An 18,080-nucleotide genomic window follows, 5' to 3' on the forward strand; every position below is an offset into this window, starting at 1 on the left:
TGATCGTTACCTGATCGTTCCCACGCTCCGCGTGGGAATGCAGCCATGGACGCTCCGCGTCCACTGTGACGCAGAGCGTCACGGGAGGCGTTACCACGCGGAGCGTGGGAACGATCAGCGCGTAAAGGTAGGGGGCAGTGGTGTAGCCGAAATTCGTGGAATTGGGGCTGTAACACAGCCTGCACAGCCCGTACCGTGAACTCATCATTCCGCCTGCCGAGAGCCGCGCCATGTCCCTGCGTCTGGATTACTACAGCGCGTCGCCCAAGGCGATGAAAGCGATGCTTGCTATGGAGGCGCTGACCGCCAACCTGAGCATCGAAGCGCCGCTGCTGCAACTGATCAGAATCCGCGCCTCGCAGCTCAACGGCTGCGCATTCTGCACCGACATGCATTCGGTGGACGCGCGGCGAGCCGGGGAGAGTGATCGGCGCCTGTATGCGGTCGCGGTGTGGCGCGACAGCAACTTCTTCAACCCCCGCGAACGCGCGGCGCTGGCCTGGGCCGAGGCGGTGACGCTGTTGGCCGAAAGCCACGTGCCGGATGACGTTTACCAACAGTCGCGCGAGCAATTTGATGAAGGTGAACTGGTGGACCTGACGGTTGCGGTCAGCACCATCAACAGCTGGAACCGCCTGGCCGTCAGCTTCCGCCAGACCCCGAGTGATTGAGTTGCGTCGTAAAAACAAAACGAGAGAAAGAAGAGGTACACGCCGATCGTTCCCACGCTCCGCGTGGGAATGCCTCAAGGGACGCTCCGCGTTCCAATGGGACGCAGAGCGTCCCGGGCTGCATTCCCACGCAGGAGCGTGGGAACGATCAGTCCTTCACTGCGGCGGTCGCTGCGGTTTCACTGATGTGCCAAACGTATTCCCCATCCGCGTACTGGTCGCGGCCGGGGTCGCCAGTCCGACCTGATTCGGCGCGCGCTTGTGCACCGGCACATTCAACGCTTCCATGTTCTTCTGCGCCGCCGCCGCGCCGTCGGGGTTGTTGCCCATCTGCTGGCTCAGGCAATCGTAATTCGGCGCCTTGTAACCGCCGACCGTGACCTCGACACAACCCAGCGGCTCCTCCGCCTGCGCCGCGCCCACCGTCATCAGCAAGACCCACATCCACCGTGTTTTCATGTCCGCCTCCTGGCCCGCCCGATTGGGCCGCTCTGGGTTTGAGTCTAGTGCAAGCGCGGCGCAAAACCCGTGATGGTTTTTTTGCACTGCCCGTCATACCAGAGTCATAAATGCCCCGCAGGATAGCGATTTTCAGGGGTGCGCCAGTCGTGCAGCGAGGCAGTTCGCGGATCAGTCTTCAGCGCTCGGCGACGCTTGTGCGCCGCGCGGGTCTGGGCTGGCTGCTCGGTCTGCTGGCCTGCGCGGCAAATGCTGATCCGGCAGCGGCGGATATGCGCATGACCTTGCACATCCCCGCGCAGGAACTGGCTCGGGCGTTGGATCAATACAGCCGCGCCACGGGCGTCGCGGTGTTGGTCGACAGTCAGCTGAGCCGGGGCCGTCGCTCCCTCGCCGTGGATGGCGAATTCACCGCCGCCGACGCCTTGCGCCATCTGCTCGGCGGCACCGGGTTGATGGCGCGCTACGCCCGCGCCGACGCGTTCACCTTGCAAGCGGCGCAGGTGGAAGACCTGCCAGTGCCGACGGACAAACCCACGCCGGCCGCTGTCGCGGTCAACCGCAGTTACGCGACGGCGGTGCAAGCGGCGATCGAGCGCAAGCTGTGTCGTTCGCCGCTGACCCGACCGGGCAGTTATCGCGCGGTGTTGCAGGTGTGGGTCGGGCGCGACGGCGTGGTGCAGCACAACCGGTTGGTCACTTCGACCGGCGATGTACGGCGCGATAACGCGCTGGTGGAGAGTTTTCGCAACCTCACAATCGATCGGCCGACGCCCAGCGCCTTGCGCCAGCCGGTCACGTTGCTGTTGTTACCGGAGTCGTCAGGGAAACGCATGGAATGCACGAGATGGGAAGGAGTTTCCGGGGGATGAAAGACGCCGGACAAAGCACGATGGGCCAGCTGTTCCTCAGCTCCTACGAGGATTTTCGCGTGCGCCTGCGCCGCCGCCTCGGTTCCGAAGACCTGGCCAACGACGTGCTGCACGAAACCTGGCTGCGGGTCGATCGCATGGAAACCCCGCCGAACCTGCTCAAGCCCAACGCCTACCTGTATCGCATGGCCCTCAACATCGCCGCCGACCGTCGACAGGCCGATGCGCGCCTGCTCACCGGCACCGAAGTCGAGGAACTGCTGCAACTGGGCGACGAAGCCCTCGACCCGGCGCGGGTGGTCGGTGGGCAAAAGGAGATGCAGGCGCTGCTCAGCGCCTTGTACGAACTGCCCGCACGACGTCGGCGAATCTTCATCGCCGCGCGGCTGGAAGAGGCGCCACACCTGGAAATCTCCCAGCGTTTCGGCATTTCCACGCGCATGGTTGAAAAGGAAATCAAAGCCGCGTTGGGCTTCTGCGCAGCGAAACTGGAAAGAAAAGTGTTTCAGCGGTTCGGTCGCGGTGCCGGAAAACCGTCTAGCGAATAGTGACCCGATTAATCCGTTGAGAATTTGCGCGTTTGAACATCTTTCGACTGAAACCCGCCGAGCCTTCGGCCACCGAGTCTCTGCACAGCGAAGCCCAAGATTGGCTGATCCTGCTGACCTCGGGCCGCGCCACCGTCGCCGACGCCCGCGCCCTGCGCGAATGGTGCGCGCAAAGCGGCGAACATGCCCAGGCGTTCGAAGAAGCCAAGCGGCTGTGGCATCACCTGCAACCGGCCGCCGAAGCCGTGCAGGGCCGACGCAGCTTCGGTCGACGGGCATTTCTCGGCGGTGCGATTGCCGCATCCGCTGCATTCCTGCTGGTGCGCGGCACCATTCCCGGTGGCTTCGAAGGACTGGGCGCCGACTACATCACCGAAGTCGGCCAGCAACGCCGGGTCGAACCGGCACAAGGCGTCAGCCTCGAACTCAACACCCAGACCCGCATCAACCAGCGCAGCGTCGAGAACGGCGTGCAGGGCTTTGAACTGGTCAGCGGCGAAGTCGAAGTGCAAACCGCACGCCTGCCACTGGCGATGCAGGCCGGAGCAGGGTGGTTGCGCGCCAGTCAGGCCCGCTTCAACCTGCGCAACACCGACCAGCAAGTCTGCGTGACCTGCCTCGACGGCGCGGTCGACGTGGCCATCGACGGCCGCAACCTGCGCCTCGAAGCCGGCCAGCAAGTCACCTACGACGCACGGCAAATCGGCAACGTACAAACCGTCGACACCGCCGCCGTGATGAACTGGCGCCAACAAGTGCTGGTGTTCAACGGCGCGACCCTCAGCCAGATGATCGACGAAATCAACCGCTACCGCCCCGGCATGCTCCTGCTGCTCAACCGCGAACTCGGCCAACGCCGCGTCCAGGCCCGCTTCAACCTCGACCAACTCGCCGGCGTCGCCCTGCTGATCCGCGATGCCTACGGCATCAAATGCACCGAACTGCCCGGCGGCGTCGTCGTCCTCAGCTAACTGCCTGCCACACACAGATCCCCTGTGGGAGCGAGCCTGCTCGCGAAAGCGGTTTCCCAGCCGACCAATATCTTCCGGTCGCACTCGATCCCTGTGGGAGCTGGCTTGCCAGCGATGACGGCCTAACAGCCAACCAACCTGCAACTGACCGCCCCCGATTCAATTGTGGGAGCGAGCCTGCTCGCGAAAGCGGTCTACCAGCTGACCAATATCTTCCGGTCGCACTCGATCCCTGTGGGAGCTGGCTTGCCAGCGATAACGGCCTAACAGCCACCCAACCTGCAACTGACCGCCCCCGATTCAATTGTGGGAGCGAGCCTGCTCGCGAAAGCGGTTGCCCAGCTGACCAATATTTTCCGGTCGCACTCGATCCCTGTGGGAGCTGGCTTGCCAGCGATGACGGCCTAACAGCCACCCAACCTGCAACTGACCGCCCCCAACCCAATTGTGGGAGCGAGCCTGCTCGCGAAAGCGGTTGCCCAGCTGACCAATATCTTCCGGTCGCACTCGATCTCTGTGGGAGCTGGCTTGCCAGCGATGACGGCCTAACAGCCAACCAACCTGCAACTGACTGCCCCCAACCCAATTGTGGGAGCGAGCTTGCTCGCGAAAGCGGTCTACCAGTAACAACAACATTGACTGACCCACCGCAATCGCGAGCAGGCTCACTCCTACAAAAAACTGCGGTGACCCCAGCTATTGCAACAACCCAATCACCTGCCGATACCGCTCAACCCCCTGCGCCGTCTGCCGACTCAAACTAATCTCCAACCCCAACGGATCCTCCCGCCGATTCCCGCTCAACTGCCGCCACCCCTTATCCACCTCCCAAACCCGCACCTGCACATCACTCACCTCACTCAACACCGCCACCCCATTCCCAGGCGCAGGCAACGGATAGCGACTGCGCGCCTCAGCCACCGCCCGATACAACGTATCCCCCTTGACCCACCAGCGAACCCGCTGCAACGCCCACGGCTGATCCGCCGCGCTACGAATGATGTCCAGCCGAAACCCCTTGCTATCACTACTGCGCACCGTCACCGCCGGCGGCGCGGTCGGCGCCTCATCCTCAGCCCCGAGCTTGCGCGGCTCGCTCAACTCCACCCCCGCGCGCATGTCCACATCCCGCTGCAACTGATTCAACACCCGCAACAACCCATCGCTCTGCTCACTGCTCGCCTGCAAATGACTGTCCGCCCGCGTCACACTGTCCAGCCCGCGCCAGGCAATCAGACTCACCACCGCCATCAGCAGAATCGCGACCATCACCTCAATCAGAGTGAACCCATGCTGAGTCTTCATTGGATACTGATCCGCCCACTGCCATCGCGCAGCACACTCAGCCGATTGGCCCCATCCGACAAAATCAGCCGCAACGGCGGATTGATCCACTCGGCATTCAGCACCACCGTCTGCCGGGGCTCCACACGTACCTCCACCTTCGGGCTCTGCCACGCACGCGGGCGCAACTGCGCATCCTCCTTGAACGACTCAAACCCCACGCCATCATCCTCACGCCGCCCAAACCGAAACCCCTTGGCATCCGCGACCCACACAATCGGCCGCCCATCCGCGCGCGCCTCGGCCTGCGCCACCTGCAACAACTGCGCAACCCGCTCGGCATCCTTGCGCAACAACTGCAACGGATCAGGCCTGATACTCAAACTGATCGCCGCACTGGCAATGCCGATGATCACCAGCACCACCATCAACTCGATCAACGTAAAACCCTGCTGCCTGCTCATCACCCACGCGCTCCTTGGCGTCCCACCCCATCGTGCCCGGCGAACATGTAAGGCATGTGAAATAAAACGGAGAGAATTGCCGCGTAGGCTGGCAACAGGGACAACAAGGAGCGACAACCCATGAAAATCACCTCACGGATTACCCCGGCGCAAACCGTCCAGGCCCTGGCACTGCTCGCCGCCCTGGTGGGCGTCGCGACGTGGTCGTCGCTGCTGCTGACCTCGGCGGAATCCCACACCCCCGCAGCCACCCCGCAAGTGCTCGCGGCGAGGAGCGATAGCCCGGCGTTGCGTTGGTTTTCCAATGAGACTGCGCCGGTGGATATCAAGGTGAGTGGGGTGATCGCGGGCGGGAGTGGGACGGTGGCGATATTGAGTTTGAATGATGGCGCGCCGAGGAGTTTTTTGGTGGGGGAGAAGGTTGGGGTTGGGGTGAAGTTGGTGGGGGTTGAGGGGGATGGGGTGGTGATTGAGCGGGGTGGGGAAAGGGTGAGGTTGGGGGTGCAGAGGTTGGGGGAGGGGGTGGTGTTGCCTAGCCTTACGAGACCCTGATTTAAGGGACTGCAGTCGATGTTTGGCGTCTTAGTTCGAGCAGTCTCTCTACGACTATCTGGTCAGAAGGTGTAAGTAGTGAGCGGACAAGCGAAGGTTCGCTGCAGTCGTGGTCGCTTCGGTTTTAAGGTAGGCGCGACTTAGGGCAGACTTGACTAAGCCTAGATGTTCCTCGATTGAACGCAAGAGCGATATTCAGCCTGCGTCGATACCTCACGACACAGCAATGTGGCTCCATAACAATCTTCAAATACGGCCTTCGACAGTGAGTACGAAAGGTGTATCCTCTCAGCAATCTTTTGCAATGTTGAAAGCTTGAATACAGGGCGCACTATGAAAGGACTGAAGTCAGTACGCGTTAGAAACTTGAGAAGCTTTGGAATGGATAACAAGTCTATTCCCCTTAAAAAACTTAATATATTTGTTGGTAAAAATAGTTGTGGGAAGAGTACTTTTCTTAGAACTTTTCCATTGTTGAGGCAGTCTGTTCAAGCAGATACCAAAAACCCGATTCTCTGGTATGGCAGCTTCGTTGATTTTGGAGACTTGAGGACGGCAATCAATTCAAATGCTGCTGAGGTTATGTTTGATTTTGATATCGATGTATCTGTGGGTGAGGGAGCTGATACTTTAGATCGTTTCATTGGTGGCTTTCCTAGTGGATCTGATAAGGAAAATATTTTTTCGGTTCAGTTTACGTTGGCGGTTGGTCAGGAAGACTATGAAAGTGTAGTTAGTAGATTATTAGTTAAAATTGAAGGTGTTGACGTTGAAATTGTATATAAAGAATCATCCGTCGTAAATATTTCGATTCGGACGGGTGGGGTTGTAATAGATGAGGGGTTTTCAGATTGCAAGGTGACGAGCAAGGGGAAGTTGATACCAACTGATTTCTCGAATCGAAAAAATGCAGATAAGTCTGATAGTAAGTACTGGGGTAATGATCGATTAAGAACGGCCTTCAGGGAGGGGTTGGCAGATTTTATACTTTCAAAGCACCATGCAAATAAAAGACGTGAAAATGTATTCTCGGCGCTGTGGGAAATGCCTTTTTTGCCAAAGAGAAAGGTTTTTGATAGCTTGCGAACTCAGTTTTCGGATGATAAGCATTTTAACGAGCAGCTTAAAAACTCTAAGGAGAATATTGTATCCGTTACGTTTGGTTATATGGTAGGTGCAAATCTACATAAAATTCTAGACTCCATTGACAAGGTTTTAAGTGATTTTTACTCCGGTGTTCGTTATCTAGGTCCTGTGAGAGCGTCTGCCGAAAGATTTTATAGATATCAAGATCTCCAAGTGGCAGAAGTTGATCACACTGGTTCGAACTTGCCCATGGTATTGAATTCGCTGACGCCAAGCGATAGAAATAGCCTTAATGTTTGGATCCAAGAAAGTTTTGGTTTTGAGCTGAAGCTAACAAATACTGGTTCTCACTATGCTTTATCCATACGGGAATCGGAGGATTCGAAGTTTCACAATGTCAGCGATATGGGTTTTGGGTATTCTCAACTGCTGCCGATCATCGTTTCAATATGGTTAGAAAACAACTCGAAAAGTAGGCTGGATTTTTTCGAGCGACACTTGCAGTCTAAGAAGAAGTTGGTGTTGGCTATCGAGCAGCCAGAACTGCATTTACATCCTCATCTACAACATATGTTTGGTCGGGCAATTGCTAAGATTGCTAACCTGCAAAATGAATCTAATTTTTGCTTCATTTTAGAGACTCATAGCAAGCATATTATTGATGCGATTGGCGAGTGTATCGAGGAAGATCAGTTAAGCAATGAGGATGTTAGTGTTACTCTTTTTGAAAAAGATGATTCCGGATATACGAGAACTCATTTGTCGCGGTTCGATGACGATGGGTACTTAACTGACTGGCCGGCAGGATTTTTATCACCATGATCATTGTGATTAATGACCTGCCAGGGTTGGTTGGCGATCGCGACAAAGTGAAAGCATTCAATAATCTTGTAATGGCTTTTGGAGAAGCCAAACACGAACTATGGATGCCGTCCAGAAAAATATCGGAGGTAATCGAGTCAGGCGTTGTTGCGGGATATAACTTGCAGGTTCTTTATGAGCTTAAGGATCGATCGCGTCTAACAAAATCAATACTTGAGTGCTTCGAGTTTTATGTGGAAGTGGATTTTTCTACGGAAAATACATTAGGATTTGTTGCTCCAAATCGCTTGGTTGTTAGCTACTCCAATTTTATGGACAGCGCCTCAGTTCAGTTGCCGTTGTTTGTCGCTGAAAACTTATCGGACATAAATTTTTACTTGTTGGGTGGGAAGGTTTATCTTCGAAATAAGAAGTTGCTTTCTTCGCATGACGTTAGATTTAGGAGTGTTGGCGGTGGTGGGAATACCACTGTAAATTCTTTCGAGTATAGTTTGTCTCAGAACGGAATGGTGTTGTGCATCTTAGACAGTGATCGAACTCATCCTAGTGCAGGCCTAAAAGACACTGCTGCACGATTTTCTGCGTATCCTTTAGGGTGGGGTGTTATTTATTGGCTTCATATTTTAGAGTGCACCGAAGCTGAGAATTTAGTGCCGTGGAAAGTGGCAGATAAGATATTGTCAGAGCAGGCCGGTTACAACTGTGAGGCATTTTTAGGTCTTACTGATGAAATGCGTCGCTATGCCGATCACAAGAATGGCCTGATGGTTTCTGATGCACTTGCTGTAGATTCCTTGCATGGTATAGATTTCTGGGCTTCTCGCCTGTCCGAGGGATTAGATCCTAGCTCATGGGTATGCCAACCCATGGGGTCTCGCTTTCTAGATCGTTGTATAGATTTTATGCGGGAAATTACCACTCACAAATTGGCAGAAATGGTTAATGAACGTGACGCCTCCTTTATGTGGCTGAGTCGAATGGTTGCATCTTGGGGAGTATGTCCAAAAAACTCTGTTAGATAGTTATTGTGGTTTTTTGATTGGATCAGGGGATGGAGCTACTTGTTTAAAACTAAATCGTCCCCTTTTTTTCGCCTGCGAGTGGTCAGTGCTCAGTGCTACCTGCGACGATACGCAGCAGACGGAATGCGAGTCGGTCCGGTTCTGGCTGAATCGAAGTGTACTTTGGAGGGGGCTACAACCGCGACTTGTAATTAGTATTTGTGGCGGTACTCAAAGAATTATCATGTTTATGTCGATATTAGAATGTGCCGGTAAGGAGATCTATGGGGTAAGTAAATGAGTTTGAACGTCGTTGATAAGGTACTTCTGTCCATTGCCATCGTGGATCTTGCAGGGCTAATTCTTTGGATAGCCGTCTGTTTGCACCTGGCCTATACAAACATGGATTTGATGTTGGAGCACCTGAAGAATTGCTCAGCCGTCACGGCTCGCGCTCCGCTTCGGCATGGCGGGCCTTGGGGAAAGCTTCTGCTTGTAGGCGGCACTTCGGGGGTTGCGACGTTCCCTAATTTTTATTTGAAACGGGGTGAGCTGAGCTCTGAAGATTTGGCCAGTTACCCAGACTCCCTTAAACGTAAGCTAGTGGTGCTGCAATGGAGCGTCATTTCTCTGTTGTTGGTCATGATCAGCTTTGGGACCGCTGTTAAGTCAGGTTTTGTTTAGCGCTGCTGAACACTGAGTCATCAAAGCCAAAAAAATCTGCTTCCACCCTCCGGCACCGAAAAAATGAAAAAGCTTTTAATCGCGGCAAACCTCGTTGTGGCGACCATGCTCTACGTCGGCTACTACAACGCCGTTGAGGATGGCGACATCGAGACGATTGTATTCATCAAAAAACACCCCACGTTTCAGATGAAGTTCTACAACATCCACGCCAATGATGGAGATATCAGGAAGGTAGAGCTCCTGACAGCGGAGGAGCGGGGGTGGATTATTGATTACTGCTGGTACCGGTTGGGCATCGCTACAGACCTGAGCACTCAGGATGACGTCGATATGTGCCGGAAGAAATAACGTGATTTATATGGCCGAGGTGTCAGTTACGACCGGCAATCTCGGTCATTTTCTTCCGTCTGTTGGGGCAAGGTACAAATCTTTCGTGGGATCCGAGACGCAGTGAAGCTCACGATAAACGCCAATGTTTAAAAAGACATCTCCAAACACTCTCCCAGGCTACACACCCTTGCGCCTTTGCCTACAGCTACGCCAGAATCCGCCGGCTTGTGAGCTATGTTCCTGGTCTATATCGTCTATGGGTCGCTGCAATCCAGCGACCGGGTTTAGCGACCCGACCAGGTATAAGTTCAACGACGCTCCAGTTTGTCGCAGACGTTTGCGATGACGTTATGGTGGCTGTGCGTGGGAGACCTTCGGGTCTGCCGGGTCTTATACCTCTCGGTTCGCTAACCCGCGCACAGCTGCCACCCTTACTTGTTTAGCGACAGGTTTTGGTGGTTCCACCAGGTATAAAAATGGAGCTTCACCATGATCAAACCAACACCCAACCCACCCGAAACCGATCCCACGTCTCCCTACGAATCCCTCGATTCCAACAAGCTCCACGAAGCCGCTGACCGCGCACTCGATCATTACCTGTCTCCAAACAATCTCCTGCCTCCGCCGCGTAAAGCGCGTGGGATGTATGCGGTGACGGCGGATACCAAGAATGAAGAATTGCTGGCTGATGCGAGTGAGACGCTTGCTTCGGCGAAGACGATTGCTCAGGACATTTCCAGTTTGTTGCCAGCGCCGCAGCGGCGGGCGTTGTTGGGGGTTGCTCAACTGATCATGCTGGGGGAGCTGGCGGTGAATCGGGTGATGGATAATTTGGAGGTGGCGGGGTGATGTTGTTGGCCTTGGTCCGGCGCTGGGCCTTGGGATTTTAGGTGCGCCAGAAAAGCCCCTCACCCCAGCCCTCTCCCGGAGGGAGAGGGGGCCGACCGAGGTATCTTGCGATGTACATCGACCTGAGCGTGCGCGTTGATTATGCATTTGTGATGCTGCGTTCTGGTCGGTGTGATTCTGGTGTATTGCCGGAGTTTCCATTGCTGCATAGCTGCGTATGCCTGAGACCTGTAGACACTCGAGTAAAAGAGCCCCTCACCCCAGCCCTCTCCCGGAGGGAGAGGGAGCCGACCAAGGTGTCTTGCGTTTTACATCGACCTGAGCGACCGCATTGATTATGGATTCAGAGCGATGCGTTCAGGTCGGCGTATTTCTCGAACATCCCCGAATCGGTTCCCTCTCCCTCGGGAGAGGGCTAGGGTGAGGGGCTTCCTGGCCGTGACAACAGGGTCTCCAGTCTGGCCAACGGCGGGGCATCCTGGTTGCGGTCAAATACTTGGATTCCAACCTTGAGCAGTCGGCCATTCTCTGCGCTGGCGATCACCTGTTCGCAGCGCAACAACAATCTTCCTTGATCACATTCAACAGCCTTCATCCCATTCGGCAATCGCCCCTCCAACCGCAGCTCAGCCATCCGGCTCTGCGCGGCAATCAGCGCGATCGATCGATCCCGCAGCAGCCCATTACTCTGCGTCATCAACCCCGCCACACGCACGGCGGCGGACATGGCGACGGCGATGATTGCCAGTGCCACCAGCACTTCAATCAGGGTGAATCCTTCCTCTCGCGTTCGCGCGCGCATACATGGCCCAAAACCAAAACCCAGCCCTCGACGCTAACCCCCGTCCTTGACGGCTTGACGACGGAAACACCCGAGGATTTTCAACATCCCTGACATATCTTCTTGCAACACTGCGCGTCGAATTCGGATCAAGCCAGGGAATGTCGAGATGGATATCGCACCTTTGAAAACGCTCAGTCAGCCGCCGCGCATGCCGCGTGGGCAGCAGGGTTTTACCTTGATCGAGATCATGGTGGTGGTGGTGATTCTGGGGATTCTGGCGGCGATGGTGGTGCCCAAGGTGCTCGACCGGCCGGATCAGGCGCGGGCGACGGCGGCGAAGCAGGATATTGGTGGGTTGATGCAGGCGTTGAAGTTGTATCGCCTCGATCACGGCACGTATCCGAGCATGAATCAGGGGCTGAAGGTGTTGGTCGAGCGGCCGGCGGATGCGAAGAACAGCAACTGGCGTTCGTACCTGGAGCGTTTGCCGAATGACCCGTGGGGCCGGCCTTATCAGTACCTCAACCCGGGCGCGAATGGCGAGGTCGATATCTTTTCCCTCGGCGCCGATGGCCAGCCTGACGGCGATGGCGTGAATGCCGATATCGGTTCCTGGCAGTTGTAAGGCCGGCCGTGAACACAGGTTCGCTCAACGGGGCGAAGCAACGGGGCATGGCGATTATCAGCGCGTTGTTGATTGCCGCGGTGGTGGCGGTGATTGCGGCGGGGATGTTGGCGCGTCAGAGCGTGGCGACCCGGGCGCTGGAGGCCGATCAGCAGCGGGTGCAGGGGCGTTGGGTCGCGCAGGGTGGTCTGGAGATCAGCCGGCAGTTGCTGTGGGATGCGCGCCTGCGTGATCCATTGACCCGGCGTGATCAGCCTTGGGCGCAGCCGTTGTTGGCGGCGGGTTTCGCCGGGCGGCTGGAGGATGAGCAGGGCAAGTTCAACCTGCGCAATCTGGTCGCCAATGAGCGCATCGATGAGGCGCAGGTGCAGGCGTTTGAGCGTTTGTGCGAGCTGATTGGTGTGAGCGCCGTTGTCGGGCAGAGCATTCGTCAGCGGGTGATTGCCGGGTATCCGCATCTGCTGAATGCGCAGATTGGCGCGACGGGCAAAGCAGGTTTCAACAGCGGCCGCGCGACGTCGCCGGATGCCGATCACAAACCGCCACCGCCTAAGGTACCGATGCTGCGCACGCTGGATGATTTGCGCAGTGTTGAAGGCGTGACCGATGCGCTGATCGGCCAACTGGCGCCGTACGTGACGGTGATTCCGGCGACCACGTGGATTAACGGCAACACCGCCACGGCGCAGGTGCTGGCGGCCTATGTGCCGGGACTTTCGCTGGAGCGGGCGACGGCGTTGATTGCCGAGCGTGACGCGGGGCGCTGGTTTATCAATCGCGGCGATTTTGTGAACCGCTTGCGCATGCCGCAGTTGGAAGTGAGCAGCGTCAAGGTCGGCATCACCAGTGACTGGTTTCGTTTGCGCGGTGAAGCGCGGCGTGATCAGCGTCGGGTCAGCCTCGACGCTTTGCTGCACCGCAGCGAGGATCGGCTGCCGCAAGTGATCTGGTCGCGGGTGGGCGCATGAGCCAGTTGCGCGTTGCGTTGCCGCCGCTGGCGGAGCTGGAGTTGCACAGCGAAGTGAGCTGCGCCTGGCTGGATCGTCAGGGGCAGGTCAGTCGTGAGGAGCGGCTCACCCTTAGTCAGTTGGGGCAACGGCCGAAGCAACCACCGCTGCTGTGTTTTCTGCATCCGGCTGACAGCTTGCTCGCCAGCATTGATCTGCCGCCGCTGCCCGCGAACAAAGCGGCGGCCGCTGTTCAGTGTGCGGCGCAGGCGTTGATGCTCGGCGACAGCAGCCAAATGCATATCGGCCACAGTCCTCGTGATGCGAGTGGGCAGGTGCAAATCGCCTGGGTGGCGCGGCAGCACTTGCAGCGTCTAGCTGCGGTACTCAAGCAGGCGGGGTTGACGCTGCGCGGTTTGTATCCGGCGCCGTACAGCCTGCCAGTGCTGCCGGGGGTTGTCGCTTGTGTGGCGGACGGGCATTTGCTCCGGCGCGAGAGTTTGAACAGTGCGCAGGTTGAGCCGTTGCTCGGTGACGAAGTTGATGAGGCATCGTTCGCAGCTGACGCGACACAACGCTGGATCGGTCCATTGCCCGGTTGGGGGGTGCACGGTGGTCTGCAGCAAAGCGGCGGCGAGCAACGAGGCTGGGGTCGCGCTGTCGGGTGTGTGGCTTTGGCGGTGGCGGTCTGGGTGGTCGGCCTGAATCTCTACGCCGCTCGCGAAGCGCGGCAGGGCCAGCAGCTCAAGGCGCAGATGAGTCAGCGGGTGAAGCAGGCGTTTCCTGAACTGCCGGTGATTCTCAACCCGCTGCAACAGGCGCGTCAGCAACTGGAGCAACGGCAAAAAGGCGCGGTCGATGACCCGGCGCAGAACTTCAAACGGCTGGTGTTGCAGGCCGGCACCGGCATGCCGTTCATGGCTGGCAGTGTCGAGCGTCTGACCTATCGCGACGGCGTCTTGCAGCTGGCGCTGCTCAGCGATGCAAACCGTGGCGGCAACGACAAGGACTGGCAAAGCACCTTGGCCCAGGCCGGCATCAGCGTCACTGCCGATGACGCAGGCTGGACTTTGCGCCCGAGCGATGAATCCAGCGCAAACACCAACGAAGACGACGACAGCGGAGCAGACGATGAGTAGGGCGACGCTGGCGATTTACCGTGCGCGCTGGCAGCGCTTCAGCAGCCAGTTGCAGGCGCGTTGGCAGTCGTTGGCGCTGCGCGAGAAACGCATGGTCGCCGGCATGGCGCTGGTGCTTGTCGGTCTGCTGATCTGGCTGACGCTGGTCAAGCCGCCGCTGGCCACGATCACTTTTTGGCAGAGCGAGACGCCCAAGTTGCGCACGCAAACCGAGGCGCTGGAAGTGCTGTTGCGCAGCGTCAATGTGCGGCCGCAGGGGCAAAGCGTTGGCCAGTCGCTGGAGCAAAGTCTGCAAGCGGCGGGGCTGGCTGGGCACTACCAATTACAAGCGGCGGAGGGTGGCGCGTGGCAGCTCAATGTCGACGCCGCGCCGGCCGATGCGCTGCTCGACTGGCTGCTCAGCCAGCCGTCACAACTTTCTCTGCAGGTGGTCGAGGCGCAGTTGCAGCGCGCAAGCGCAGCCTCGACCGAAGTCACTGCCGGCACATTGTCAGGCACCGTTCGCATGGATCAGGCGCAGGGCGCTAAGGAAGCTTCATGAAGGAGTCACGCTGCAAACCGGCACGTCTGGCGCTGCCGTTGTTGCTGATGGCATTGAGCGCGTGCAACAGCACCACGACGCCGCAGAATCAGCCGCCGCTGTTGGTCGACAGCGAGCTCGGGCGGCCGCTGGCCAACACCCAGCGCAGCGGCGACGCGGTGGCCGATCGCGAACGGGCGCAGGCTCAGGCGCGGCCGGTGCCCAAGCAGTTGCACAACATCAGTCAGCGTGGGCGCAGTGCTGGTGTTGCGCCGAGCAATGCGGTTGCGCGTAATCCGTTGGGCGAGCAACCGGTGACGCTGAATTTCGTCGAGGCGGACATTCAGGCGGTGGTGCGTGCGCTGTCGCGGGCCACCGGGCAGCAGTTTCTCGTCGATCCACGGGTCAAGGGCAATCTGACCTTGGTCTCGGAAGGTCAGGTGCCGGCCCGTCAGGCCTACGACATGCTGCTCGCGGCGTTGCGCATGCAAGGCTTCAGCGTGGTCGATGTCGGCGGCGTGGCGCAGGTGGTTCCCGAGGCCGACGCGAAACTGCTCGGCGGGCCGATCTACAGCGCGGATAAACCGGCCGGCAACGGCATGCTCACGCGCACGTTTCGTCTGCAATACGAGAACGCGGTGAACCTGATCCCGGTGCTGCGCCCGATCGTCTCGCCGAACAATCCGATCAACGCTTATCCCGGCAACAACACCGTGGTGATCACCGATTACGCCGAGAACCTCACCCGTGTTGCGCAGTTGATCGAGAGCATCGACACGCCAAGCGCGATCGACACCGATGTGGTGCAGATCCAGAACGGCATCGCTGCCGATATCGCGCCGATGGTGGCCGACTTGCTCGACGCGCCGGGCAATGATCCGACGCAGAAAATCGCGGTGATTGGCGACCCGCGCTCGAACACCATCATCATCCGCGCCGGCAGCCCCGAGCGCACCGAGCTGGCGCGCAACCTGATCTACAAACTCGACAACGCGCAGAGCAATCCGAGCAATCTGCATGTGGTTTATCTGCGCAACGCTCAGGCGGCGAAACTGGCGCAAGCCTTGCGCGGTTTGCTCACCGGCGAGAGTGACAGCGGCAGCAGCGACGCGGCGCGGTCGGTACTCAGCGCGATGGGCAGCAGCACCGGCGGCAATGCCGGGCAGAACGGCCAGAGCAGCACGCCGAGCACTGGCACTTCAACGACGACTGGCAGCGGCGCAAGCGGCGGCAGTTATGCGCAGGGTGGTGGTGGCGGCAGCAGCAGTGGCGGTACGCAGAGCAGCGAACAGAACGTTGCGTTCAGCGCCGGCGGGGTGACGATTCAGGCTGACGCCACCACCAACACGCTGCTGATTTCCGCGCCGGAGCCGCTTTATCGCAATCTGCGTGAGGTCATCGATTTGCTCGACCAGCGCCGTGCGCAAGTGGTGATCGAGAGCCTGATTGTCGAGGTCGGCGAGGACGATGCCAGTGAATTCGGTGTGCAGTGGCAGACCGGTGATCTCGGCGGCAAAGGCGTGATCGGTGGCGCTAATCTAGGTGGTGCGGGTCTCAACACGGGGGCCAAGAACAGCATCGACGTGCTGCCGCAGGGTTTGAACCTTGGCTACGTCAACGGCACGGTCGATATCCCCGGCATCGGCAAGATTCTCGACCTGAAAGTGCTGGCCCGGGCGCTGAAGAGCAAGGGCGGCACCAACGTGCTGTCGACGCCAAACCTGCTGACCCTGGACAACGAAGCGGCGAGCATTTTTGTCGGCCAGACCATCCCGTTTGTCAGTGGTAGCTACGTCACTGGCGGCGGGGGCACCAGCAACAACCCGTTCCAGACCGTCACCCGCGAAGAGGTCGGCCTCAAGCTCAACGTGCGTCCGCAGATTTCCGAGGGCGGCACGGTGAAGCTGGATATCTATCAGGAAGTCAGCAGCATCGATGAACGCGCGTCCAACAGCGTGACCGCCGCCGGCATCGTCACCAACAAGCGCGCGATTGATACCAGCATTCTGCTCGACGATGGGCAGATCATGGTCCTCGGCGGATTGCTTCAGGATGGTTACAGCCAGAGCAATGATGCCGTGCCGTGGCTGGGCAGCCTACCGGGCATCGGCGCGCTGTTTCGCAACGAACGCCGGGCGATCACAAAGACCAACCTGATGGTGTTCCTGCGCCCGTACATCATCCGCGACAGCGAAGCAGGGCGCAGCATCACCCTCAACCGCTACGACTTCATGCGCCGCGCCCAGGGCGGCTTGCAGCCGGAACGCAGCTGGGCGATGCCGGACATGCAGGCGCCGCAATTGCCAAGCGCCGCGCAAGGCGTGCCAGCGCCGGGGCCGGGGCCGACATCAGGCCCACGCGCCACGATCAAAGCCGTACCTATTGAAGGGAGCACCCGGTTTTGACTGGAATGATGACTGTGGTGAGGGGATTTATCCCCGCTCGGCTGCGCAGCAGTCGAAAACCGGGCACATGCGATTTTCCTGGAGAAACCGGTTCTCAAGTTTTGGGTCTGCTTCGCAGCCCAACGGGGATAAATCCCCTCGCCACGGGGGATCGCATTGCCACAGAGGATCCCATTGCCACGGCATCGATTAAAGGGAGCACCCGGTTTTGACTGAGATGATGACTGTGGTGAGGGGATTCATCCCCGCTCGGCTGCGCAGCAGTCGCAAAGCCGGCACACGCGATTTGCCTGTAGAAACCGGTTCTCAGGTTTTGGGTCTGCTTCGCAGCCCAACGGGGATAAATCCCCTCGCCACAGGGGATCGCATTACCACAGAAGATCCCATTGCAACGGTACCGATTGAAGGGAGCACCCGGTTTTGACTGAGATGATGACTGTGGCGAGGGGATTTATCCCCGCTCGGCTGCGCAGCAGTCGTAAAACCGATACACGCGATTTGCCTGGAGAAACTGGTTCTCAAGGTTTGGGTCTGCTGCGCAGCCCAACGGGGATAAATCCCCTCGCCACAGGGGATCGCATTGCCACAGAAGATCCCATTGCAACGGTACCGATTGAAGGGAGCACCCGGTTTTGACTGAGATGATGACTGTGGCGAGGGGATTTATCCCCGCTCGGCTGCGCAGCAGTCGTAAAACCGGTACACGCGATTTGCCTGGAGAAACTGGTTCTCAAGGTTTGGGTCTGCTGCGCAGCCCAACGGGGATAAATCCCCTCGCCACAGAGGATCGCATTGCCACAGAAGATCCCATTACCACAGGGAATCCCATTGCCACGGTACCGATTGAAGGGAGCACTCGGTTTTGACTGAGATGATGACTGTGGCGAGGGGATTTATCCCCGCTCGGCTGCGCAGCAGTCGTAAAACCGGTACACGGGATTTGCCTGTAGAAACCGGTTCTTAAGGTTTGGGTCTGCTGCGCAGCCCAACGGGGATAAATCCCCTCGCCACAGAGGTTCCCATTGCCACAGGGAATCTCATTGCCACGGTACCGATTGAACGGA

Annotated in this window: 19 protein-coding genes; 15 read left to right on the forward strand and 4 right to left on the reverse strand. The window is 58.2% G+C overall.

Going from position 1 to position 18,080, the window contains the following annotated elements; translation table 11 throughout:
• The first annotated feature begins 230 nt into the window (after positions 1 to 230).
• Positions 231 to 671, forward strand: a complete 441-nt coding sequence (locus tag ACYSTU_RS14450) for a carboxymuconolactone decarboxylase family protein (RefSeq protein WP_498999515.1) — start codon at positions 231 to 233, stop codon at positions 669 to 671.
• 156 nt (positions 672 to 827) lie between these two features.
• Here the strand turns inward: ACYSTU_RS14450 and ACYSTU_RS14455 are convergent, their stop codons facing one another.
• Entirely contained in the window at positions 828 to 1,130 is a 303-nt protein-coding gene (locus ACYSTU_RS14455) for a hypothetical protein (RefSeq protein WP_016774979.1), read from the reverse strand.
• Positions 1,131 to 1,279: 149 nt separating this feature from the next.
• Here ACYSTU_RS14455 and ACYSTU_RS14460 point away from each other — a divergent pair, with 149 nt between their 5' ends.
• The 3 genes from ACYSTU_RS14460 to ACYSTU_RS14470 are packed head-to-tail and all read left to right on the forward strand — an operon-like array spanning position 1,280 to position 3,521.
• Complete coding sequence (locus tag ACYSTU_RS14460; RefSeq protein ID WP_168772673.1) at positions 1,280 to 2,002, forward strand: secretin and TonB N-terminal domain-containing protein; 723 nt, start codon at positions 1,280 to 1,282, stop codon at positions 2,000 to 2,002.
• Positions 1,999 to 2,550 carry an RNA polymerase sigma factor gene (locus ACYSTU_RS14465; RefSeq protein WP_041480103.1) on the forward strand — a complete coding sequence of 184 codons (552 nt, stop codon included), beginning with the start codon at positions 1,999 to 2,001 and terminating at the stop codon, positions 2,548 to 2,550. Before ACYSTU_RS14460 ends, ACYSTU_RS14465 begins: the two co-directional genes overlap by 4 nt.
• 32 nt (positions 2,551 to 2,582) lie before the next feature.
• Positions 2,583 to 3,521 carry a FecR family protein gene (locus tag ACYSTU_RS14470; protein ID WP_498999519.1) on the forward strand — a complete coding sequence of 313 codons (939 nt, stop codon included), beginning with the start codon at positions 2,583 to 2,585 and terminating at the stop codon, positions 3,519 to 3,521.
• Positions 3,522 to 4,217: 696 nt separating this feature from the next.
• Here the strand turns inward: ACYSTU_RS14470 and ACYSTU_RS14475 are convergent.
• Positions 4,218 to 4,826: a type II secretion system protein GspJ gene (locus ACYSTU_RS14475; protein WP_498999522.1), complete on the reverse strand. Its 609-nt coding sequence runs from the start codon at positions 4,824 to 4,826 to the stop codon at positions 4,218 to 4,220.
• Entirely contained in the window at positions 4,823 to 5,269 is a 447-nt protein-coding gene (gspH, locus tag ACYSTU_RS14480) for a type II secretion system minor pseudopilin GspH (protein WP_460119609.1), read from the reverse strand. Before gspH ends, ACYSTU_RS14475 begins: the two co-directional genes overlap by 4 nt.
• 120 nt (positions 5,270 to 5,389) lie before the next feature.
• Between gspH and ACYSTU_RS14485 the strand changes: the two genes are divergently transcribed.
• The 6 genes from ACYSTU_RS14485 to ACYSTU_RS14510 all read left to right on the forward strand — a co-directional run bounded on the left by ACYSTU_RS14485 (position 5,390) and on the right by ACYSTU_RS14510 (position 10,596).
• Positions 5,390 to 5,821 carry a type II secretion system protein N gene (locus tag ACYSTU_RS14485; protein WP_498999525.1) on the forward strand — a complete coding sequence of 144 codons (432 nt, stop codon included), beginning with the start codon at positions 5,390 to 5,392 and terminating at the stop codon, positions 5,819 to 5,821.
• Between the two features lie 333 nt (positions 5,822 to 6,154).
• The gene (locus ACYSTU_RS14490) at positions 6,155 to 7,729 is read left to right on the forward strand and encodes an AAA family ATPase (protein WP_498999528.1); all 1,575 of its coding nucleotides are present in this window, start codon (positions 6,155 to 6,157) and stop codon (positions 7,727 to 7,729) included.
• Positions 7,726 to 8,751, forward strand: coding sequence for a hypothetical protein (locus ACYSTU_RS14495; RefSeq protein ID WP_498999531.1), 1,026 nt, complete (start codon positions 7,726 to 7,728; stop codon positions 8,749 to 8,751). Before ACYSTU_RS14490 ends, ACYSTU_RS14495 begins: the two co-directional genes overlap by 4 nt.
• A 276-nt stretch (positions 8,752 to 9,027) precedes the next feature.
• Positions 9,028 to 9,414: a hypothetical protein gene (locus ACYSTU_RS14500; RefSeq protein ID WP_498999534.1), complete on the forward strand. Its 387-nt coding sequence runs from the start codon at positions 9,028 to 9,030 to the stop codon at positions 9,412 to 9,414.
• A gap of 63 nt (positions 9,415 to 9,477) precedes the next feature.
• Positions 9,478 to 9,765, forward strand: coding sequence for a hypothetical protein (locus ACYSTU_RS14505; RefSeq protein WP_498999536.1), 288 nt, complete (start codon positions 9,478 to 9,480; stop codon positions 9,763 to 9,765).
• 471 nt (positions 9,766 to 10,236) lie between these two features.
• Complete coding sequence (locus ACYSTU_RS14510; RefSeq protein ID WP_016774969.1) at positions 10,237 to 10,596, forward strand: DUF6124 family protein; 360 nt, start codon at positions 10,237 to 10,239, stop codon at positions 10,594 to 10,596.
• Positions 10,597 to 11,011: 415 nt separating this feature from the next.
• On the opposite strand, the gene gspI is transcribed toward ACYSTU_RS14510, so the two are convergent.
• The gene (gene gspI / locus ACYSTU_RS14515; protein WP_207809832.1) at positions 11,012 to 11,398 is read right to left on the reverse strand and encodes a type II secretion system minor pseudopilin GspI; all 387 of its coding nucleotides are present in this window, start codon (positions 11,396 to 11,398) and stop codon (positions 11,012 to 11,014) included.
• Positions 11,399 to 11,546: 148 nt separating this feature from the next.
• On the opposite strand from gspI, the gene gspG reads away from it, so the two are divergent.
• From gspG to gspD, 5 genes are read left to right on the forward strand one after another with little or no spacing between them, the layout of a single operon-like run.
• Entirely contained in the window at positions 11,547 to 12,005 is a 459-nt protein-coding gene (gene gspG / locus ACYSTU_RS14520; protein WP_428985064.1) for a type II secretion system major pseudopilin GspG, read from the forward strand.
• Between the two features lie 47 nt (positions 12,006 to 12,052).
• Positions 12,053 to 12,973, forward strand: a complete 921-nt coding sequence (gspK, locus tag ACYSTU_RS14525) for a type II secretion system minor pseudopilin GspK (protein ID WP_498999541.1) — start codon at positions 12,053 to 12,055, stop codon at positions 12,971 to 12,973.
• A complete protein-coding gene (gspL, locus tag ACYSTU_RS14530; protein ID WP_498999544.1) occupies positions 12,970 to 14,091 on the forward strand; it encodes a type II secretion system protein GspL in 1,122 nt (373 codons plus the stop codon). Before gspK ends, gspL begins: the two co-directional genes overlap by 4 nt.
• Positions 14,084 to 14,632 carry a type II secretion system protein GspM gene (gene gspM / locus ACYSTU_RS14535; protein ID WP_498999546.1) on the forward strand — a complete coding sequence of 183 codons (549 nt, stop codon included), beginning with the start codon at positions 14,084 to 14,086 and terminating at the stop codon, positions 14,630 to 14,632. Before gspL ends, gspM begins: the two co-directional genes overlap by 8 nt.
• Entirely contained in the window at positions 14,629 to 17,016 is a 2,388-nt protein-coding gene (gene gspD, locus ACYSTU_RS14540) for a type II secretion system secretin GspD (RefSeq protein WP_498999549.1), read from the forward strand. The genes gspM and gspD overlap by 4 nt, the downstream gene beginning before the upstream one ends.
• Positions 17,017 to 18,080 lie beyond the last annotated feature (1,064 nt).

Source organism: Pseudomonas glycinis, from assembly GCF_054871425.1.

What these genes read in the sequence shown, in the direction of transcription:
- ACYSTU_RS14510 (WP_016774969.1), top strand. Translation starts at nt 10,237, where the DNA reads ATGATCAAACCAACACCCAACCCACCCGAAACCGATCCCACGTCTCCC.
- gspM (WP_498999546.1), top strand. Translation starts at nt 14,084, where the DNA reads ATGAGTAGGGCGACGCTGGCGATTTACCGTGCGCGCTGGCAGCGCTTC.
- gspK (WP_498999541.1), top strand. Translation starts at nt 12,053, where the DNA reads ATGGCGATTATCAGCGCGTTGTTGATTGCCGCGGTGGTGGCGGTGATT.
- ACYSTU_RS14495 (WP_498999531.1), top strand. Translation starts at nt 7,726, where the DNA reads ATGATCATTGTGATTAATGACCTGCCAGGGTTGGTTGGCGATCGCGAC.
- ACYSTU_RS14500 (WP_498999534.1), top strand. Translation starts at nt 9,028, where the DNA reads ATGAGTTTGAACGTCGTTGATAAGGTACTTCTGTCCATTGCCATCGTG.
- ACYSTU_RS14465 (WP_041480103.1), top strand. Translation starts at nt 1,999, where the DNA reads ATGAAAGACGCCGGACAAAGCACGATGGGCCAGCTGTTCCTCAGCTCC.
- ACYSTU_RS14490 (WP_498999528.1), top strand. Translation starts at nt 6,155, where the DNA reads ATGAAAGGACTGAAGTCAGTACGCGTTAGAAACTTGAGAAGCTTTGGA.
- gspI (WP_207809832.1), bottom strand. Translation starts at nt 11,398, where the DNA reads ATGCGCGCGCGAACGCGAGAGGAAGGATTCACCCTGATTGAAGTGCTG.
- ACYSTU_RS14450 (WP_498999515.1), top strand. Translation starts at nt 231, where the DNA reads ATGTCCCTGCGTCTGGATTACTACAGCGCGTCGCCCAAGGCGATGAAA.
- ACYSTU_RS14505 (WP_498999536.1), top strand. Translation starts at nt 9,478, where the DNA reads ATGAAAAAGCTTTTAATCGCGGCAAACCTCGTTGTGGCGACCATGCTC.
- ACYSTU_RS14485 (WP_498999525.1), top strand. Translation starts at nt 5,390, where the DNA reads ATGAAAATCACCTCACGGATTACCCCGGCGCAAACCGTCCAGGCCCTG.
- gspL (WP_498999544.1), top strand. Translation starts at nt 12,970, where the DNA reads ATGAGCCAGTTGCGCGTTGCGTTGCCGCCGCTGGCGGAGCTGGAGTTG.
- gspH (WP_460119609.1), bottom strand. Translation starts at nt 5,269, where the DNA reads ATGAGCAGGCAGCAGGGTTTTACGTTGATCGAGTTGATGGTGGTGCTG.
- ACYSTU_RS14455 (WP_016774979.1), bottom strand. Translation starts at nt 1,130, where the DNA reads ATGAAAACACGGTGGATGTGGGTCTTGCTGATGACGGTGGGCGCGGCG.
- ACYSTU_RS14475 (WP_498999522.1), bottom strand. Translation starts at nt 4,826, where the DNA reads ATGAAGACTCAGCATGGGTTCACTCTGATTGAGGTGATGGTCGCGATT.
- gspG (WP_428985064.1), top strand. Translation starts at nt 11,547, where the DNA reads ATGGATATCGCACCTTTGAAAACGCTCAGTCAGCCGCCGCGCATGCCG.
- gspD (WP_498999549.1), top strand. Translation starts at nt 14,629, where the DNA reads ATGAAGGAGTCACGCTGCAAACCGGCACGTCTGGCGCTGCCGTTGTTG.